This window comes from Mesorhizobium sp. M5C.F.Ca.IN.020.32.2.1 (assembly GCF_004023105.1).
GTDB lineage: Bacteria > Pseudomonadota > Alphaproteobacteria > Rhizobiales > Rhizobiaceae > Mesorhizobium > Mesorhizobium wenxiniae.
In genome coordinates this window covers 1-5,196 of record NZ_RZSX01000440.1, presented here as the reverse complement: position 1 = coordinate 5,196, position 5,196 = coordinate 1, and the positions used below count along the sequence as shown (strand labels likewise).

6 protein-coding genes are annotated in these 5,196 nt (G+C 59.6%); 2 read left to right on the top strand and 4 right to left on the bottom strand.

All coding sequences use genetic code 11. The annotated features are described in order from the left end of the window. Window positions 1–134 precede the first annotated feature (134 nt). The 4 genes from EOA86_RS21065 to EOA86_RS21050 form a co-directional block, all read right to left on the bottom strand. A complete protein-coding gene (locus EOA86_RS21065) occupies window positions 135–1,667 on the bottom strand; it encodes a type II and III secretion system protein family protein (RefSeq protein ID WP_128343404.1) in 1,533 nt (510 codons plus the stop codon). Continuing rightward, window positions 1,664–2,476 (bottom strand): Flp pilus assembly protein CpaB, encoded by an 813-nt coding sequence (cpaB, locus tag EOA86_RS21060; protein ID WP_065006124.1) that lies wholly within the window; start codon window positions 2,474–2,476, stop codon window positions 1,664–1,666. The genes EOA86_RS21065 and cpaB overlap by 4 nt, the downstream gene beginning before the upstream one ends. Window positions 2,477–2,698: 222 nt before the next feature. Beyond that, on the bottom strand, window positions 2,699–3,217 hold the full coding sequence (locus EOA86_RS21055) for a prepilin peptidase (RefSeq protein ID WP_127212515.1): 519 nt from the start codon (window positions 3,215–3,217) through the stop codon (window positions 2,699–2,701). A 152-nt stretch (window positions 3,218–3,369) separates the two neighbouring features. Continuing rightward, window positions 3,370–3,540: a Flp family type IVb pilin gene (locus EOA86_RS21050; protein ID WP_127212514.1), complete on the bottom strand. Its 171-nt coding sequence runs from the start codon at window positions 3,538–3,540 to the stop codon at window positions 3,370–3,372. Between the two features lie 352 nt (window positions 3,541–3,892). Between EOA86_RS21050 and EOA86_RS21045 the strand changes: the two genes are divergently transcribed. Beyond that, entirely contained in the window at window positions 3,893–4,315 is a 423-nt protein-coding gene (locus tag EOA86_RS21045; protein WP_095517025.1) for a pilus assembly protein N-terminal domain-containing protein, read from the top strand. Window positions 4,316–4,464: 149 nt separating this feature from the next. Then, window positions 4,465–5,022: a TadE/TadG family type IV pilus assembly protein gene (locus tag EOA86_RS21040; RefSeq protein WP_095517024.1), complete on the top strand. Its 558-nt coding sequence runs from the start codon at window positions 4,465–4,467 to the stop codon at window positions 5,020–5,022. Window positions 5,023–5,196 lie beyond the last annotated feature (174 nt).

The following is a 5,196-nucleotide window of genomic DNA, read 5'->3' as shown; positions in this document are numbered from 1 at the left end:
GCCCGCCAGCAATGCCGCGACCGCAACCGCCAGGACCGGAATGGCTGGCCTGTAGAGACGCGAACGGCCGGACCGCATCGCTGCGGTGTTCGTCCTTGCCTTCAACGCTGACTGAGACATGTCCGCTTCCCCGCTTACTTGTAGATGAAGCCGACAACGCCGTGATAACGGCCGTTGGGCTTGTCGGTCTGCATGGTGCCGTAGACGCGATTGACACGGCCAAGGAACATGCCGGCGCCATCGCTGGCGGCGTTGAAATTGTCGTCCGGCTTGGCAAGAGCGTTGCGCGTCACCGGCTTCACCAGGTAGGGCGTGATGATGATGACCAGCTCGGTCTCGTTGCGGACGAAGTCCCGGCTACGGAACAGCGTGCCAAGCACTGGGATCTTGGTCAGCCCGGGCAGCCCGGCGACCGCCTGCCGGATGTCGTCCCGAACCAGGCCGGCGATCATCATCGAACCGCCTGAAGGCAGTTCAACGGTGGTGTCTGCCAGGCGCTTGCGGATCGACAGCAAAGTGGTGCCGGGCAAGTCCCCGGCCCCTTCGAGCACTGTGGCGCCTTCCATCGTAGGCTCCGAAACCGACGTCCTCACTTTAAGGCTGATGCGGCCGGCCGAGAGCACGACAGGCTGGAATTCGAGGCCAATTCCGTATTCTAGCTTTTCGTTGGTGTAAGTAACCTGGCCCGTTTGATTGTCGTTTGAAACGTTGTTCGTTCGGCTTGTTATGAGATTGAATTCACCGCCGACTTTGAACGTCGCTTTCTCGCCCGAGACCGCGGTCAGTGTCGGTTCGGCCAGCGTCTTCATGACACCGCTTTGCTCCATGGCATTGATGTACGCTTGAAGCGCCGAGGTGCCGATTGAAAGTCCCGAAAATTGCGACAGGGGTTTTCCCAGTCCGTATGCGGGGCTGGTCAATGCGCTCCAACTGATGCCATTGCTGTCACCGTTGCCGATCAGGTTGACGCCGAGTTGCTTCATCACCGAGCGGCTGACTTCGGCCACCGTCACCTTGAGCGTCACCTGGTCGTCGCCGATGATCTGCAGCAGGTTTACGATCTGGCTGACGCGACGCTCGGAATCCGGATTGTCGATGTCGACACCGGATTCGGCCGAGCCGCCGGAGGCGGTCTGCGAATATTGTCCCGTGGTCGCTTCGCCGCCGGACACGAAGATGGTGGCCAGATCGACCGCGCGCTTGGCATCCAGGGGAGTGTCCACGGTTCCGGTCAGGACGACGTTGTCGTTCAGCAATTCGACAGTGATGGTCGATGACGGGATGAAGCGCCTGATATAGTCTTCCAGTCCGGCGACGTCGCGTTCGACTGCCAGATCCAGACTGACGATCTGTTCGCCATTGGGGCCGAAGACGAAGATGTTGGTGTCGCCCACCGCCTTTCCGAACAGATAGATGCGCCTGGCGGTGCGGGTCACCGCATCGGCGACCGCCGGATTGGCGACGAGAATATCATAGGCATCGCTCGGCAGGTCGATGACCACCGATTTGTTGAGGCCGAGCTTGACGCGCTGGGTGGCGGTCGTAGCCGACACCTCGGCCTTCCTGCCTGCCGCATTCGCCTCGACGGGGCCTTGCGCATTCGTCTCAATGAGGAACAGGCCGATAGCCACAGCCAGGGCGACCGGCAGTCTAGCGTTTAGCCTCATTGCCTTGCCCCCACTTCGGAAACTTCGCCTGACTTGATCAATCGTACTGTTCCGCGCCGCCCATTGCCGGAAACGAGATAATCGGCCTCGCCCAGATTCTTCTCCTGGGTGTCGCTGATCGACCGCAGCGCCAATGTCAGGCGATCCGCCATTTGCTGAGCGACGGTGATGATTTCCGCCTGCTGCGATGTCAGTTCCAGTGTCGCGGTCTGGCCGACCCTGGTCCTCTTGCCTTCCTCGTCCTCCTGGATGGTCTGGTCGATTGCCAGGACGCGAATGTTCTTGAGGATGGTTTCGGTCGTAAAACCGCTGCCGCCGCCCGCGGCATCGGCTCTGCGGGTCATGATGACATCGACGAAATCATTGGGAAGAATGAAGCCGCCGGCCGAAGTGTCGGCCGATACGGCTGTGGCGACGGCCCGCATGCCGGAGGGCAGGATCGACGACATGAAGCTCTGTCCCTCGCCGATCAGCTTGGACCGCCGCAGCGGCTCGCCGGCATACATCGCGACACGGGCGACGCCGCCTTTCAGCTTCTCAAGCGCATCGGGCTCGGCGGCGCGGGTGATGAAGTTTGCGTTGACGCCGTCGGCCGGCCAGGACTGCCAGCTGATGTTGTTCTCGAGCGGGCTGCCCATCGGAACGTCGCCTGACAGGACAAGCACGTCCTGCAGCGCGATTGCCGGCGCCGTGGGGCCGGAATCGACGATTTGAGGCGGCGGAGCCGCCACCATGTTTTTTGCAACATATCCTGCGCCACCCGCCGCGGCCACCGCCACGCCTAGAATGATCAGTCGGGATGCTGGCATCTGTCCGAACCTCGCCTTGGCAAACCACCTAGCCAAGCCGGACCTTGCAGCGGCAATCGTCAAAACAAGGTTAATTTAATACTTACGATCGTGATTAATTTAAGGTTTACATAAATTTGAGGCATCGCTCCGGACCGCAGAAAAGGCTGCCAAGCTGCCTGCTTCAACGCCAAATCGAAGAATGATAGGCGTGGTCTGACGAGAAAATGTTGGCGGCGAGAATCAGACCGCCAGCCTTGCAAGTGCCCACGTCATCAAGGGCGAATTCGGAAAGGTGAGCAGGCCGCCAATGCCAAGCGCGATACCATAGGGAACGCCTGATGTCTCGTCGGCGAAATGGCGTAAAAACGGATTATGGCTTGTAACGGCCGCAAGCGGCGATTTCCGATAGACAAGGATTGCGAGCGTCAGCAGGCCACCGATGAATGTCGAGACAACGAGATATTGGATGAGATGGACATTGAGCCCCATCCACACGGCAGTGGCGGCCAGCAGCTTGGCGTCGCCGCCTCCCATGCCGCCGAGCGCGAACAGACCGAAGGTCACGGCGAGAACCAGGCCACCGGCGGCGAAATGCCAGCCATAGGTTGCCCAGTCCATTCCCGTCAGCGGCGCGACCAGGGCGAAGACTGCCACAAGCAGCACCGGCACGCGATTGGCGATCGTCATCGACAGCATGTCGGAGATCGCGGCGAAAAGCATGCAGAACGGAAAGACGACGAAGATCAGGGCTTCAAGCATCTGCGCGGGGCCTATGGTCAACTATGCCTAGCCCAGCTTAGACATGTTCGATTAACGATTGATGAGGCTACGAGCTGAAATCTGCGGTACGACGAAACAGGGCCGCCAGTGAGGCGGCCCTGTTCTGGAAAACGACAAGACGTCGTGATCTGTTACGAATTGTTGATCGAAGTGGCGATCCCGTTGAACTTCGCGTTCAGCGCGTTGCCCAGCGAGCCGGCGCCGACCATGATGGCGAGCGCGATGAGAGCGGCGATCAGACCGTATTCGATAGCGGTCGCGCCGGATTCGTCCTTCACAAAACGTGCAATGAGATTAGACATTCGAGAGCTCCTACTCCACGTGTTACAGCAGTTCCGTCAACTTCTCTTGGCGGCTGATCGGATACTGCCAATCTACGGAGAAGCTCTTTCGATCGGCTTAATAAACAGCCTTACCGATTCCTTTCCGGCTTCGATGACATTGCGTGGTTAACCGTAAACTAAGTGACGTTATGGTCCGGCAGGCACGTCACGCGCCGCGAAAGGCGCAATTTAGCGATTTGGGAAAAGGGCGGCCCGCTGCAGGCGATCACGATTCCGATCCCGACATCACCACGGCACTTCTCTAATTAACCGTTGGTTCACCAATCTCGTTCATGTTCCGTTGAGCAGTTTGCCGCCGTGGAGCGCTTCAATGACCGGGCCGAGATCGTCCTTTCCGATTGCCGCGCTCCTTGCCGCCACGGCCTTTGTCGTGCCGGTCAAGGCTGGCGCCGGCATCGAGGTCACGATGAATCAGGCGAAGATCGTCAAACTGTCGCGCGCCGCCGATACGATCGTCGTCGGCAACCCGGCGATCGCCGACGCCTCCGTGCAGGATGCTTCGACGATCGTGCTGACGGGCAAAGGCTTCGGCGTCACCAACCTCGTCGTCCTCGATCAAGAGGGCCGTCCGATCGTCGACGAGCAGATCACCGTCGTGCGGCAGGACGCGTCGTCGGTGCGCATCTATCGGCGTGCCGAAATACAGACCATGTCCTGCACGCCGTATTGCGAAAGCTCGTATAAAAGCGATGCGGAGAAGGCCTCGGAAGCCGAGATGAGCGCCGGCCGGTAACGAGCGGATTGTTCTCACCCCGCTGAAATGCCGCTTCGGTTGTCGGCCTGTTAAAGCCTCTCCCTCAAATTTAACGATCATACAAACCGCACTTCAATGGGTTTCCGCTAATATTCCCTCCACCCCTTCAGGATCGGCAGACACGGGACATGATCAGAGCAGGACTCGCAGGCTTTTCTGCGCGCTTCCTTGGCGACCGGCGCGGCAGCACGGCTTTGGAGTTCGCGATGCTTGCCGTGCCATTTGCGCTCCTCATCTTTGCCATACTGGAGAGCTGCATTTCATTTGCCGGGCAAGAGGTGATGGCCAACATCACCGACGATGTCGCGCGCCAGCTACGGACGGGCCAGGTAAGGCAGGCCGATGTGACCGAGGCCACGCTGAAGACCATGATCTGCAGCCGGCTGGAGATCATGGTCGCCAAGGACTGCCCGGGATTGGAGGTGGACCTGCGCGAGTATCCGACCTTCGCCGCCGCGGCCCAGGCGGGCTTCAAGATCCAAGACCGCGAAATCGTGCTGACCGGCACGGACCCCGCGGCTTTTACGGTATCCCCAGGCTTGGCTGAATCAATAAACATGCTGCGGGTTTTTTATAAATGGCCCGTCATGACCGATTTCATGGCCAAGTCGATGGCCAATCTGAAAGACGGCAACACGCTGCATTTCGCATCGGTGACCTGGCAGAACGAGCCGTTCGACAATTGAAAACGTACCGTTGCGTGGGTGGGAAAAGGACGAAGGCATGGGGCGTGCGGGGGCACATAAGTGGATCGCTGGGATATGCACGAAAACCATCCGGTTCTGCTCCGATCGCCGCGGTGTCGCGGCCGTTGAGTTTGCCTTCATCGTGCCCGTCCTGCTGATCATGTACTTCATGAC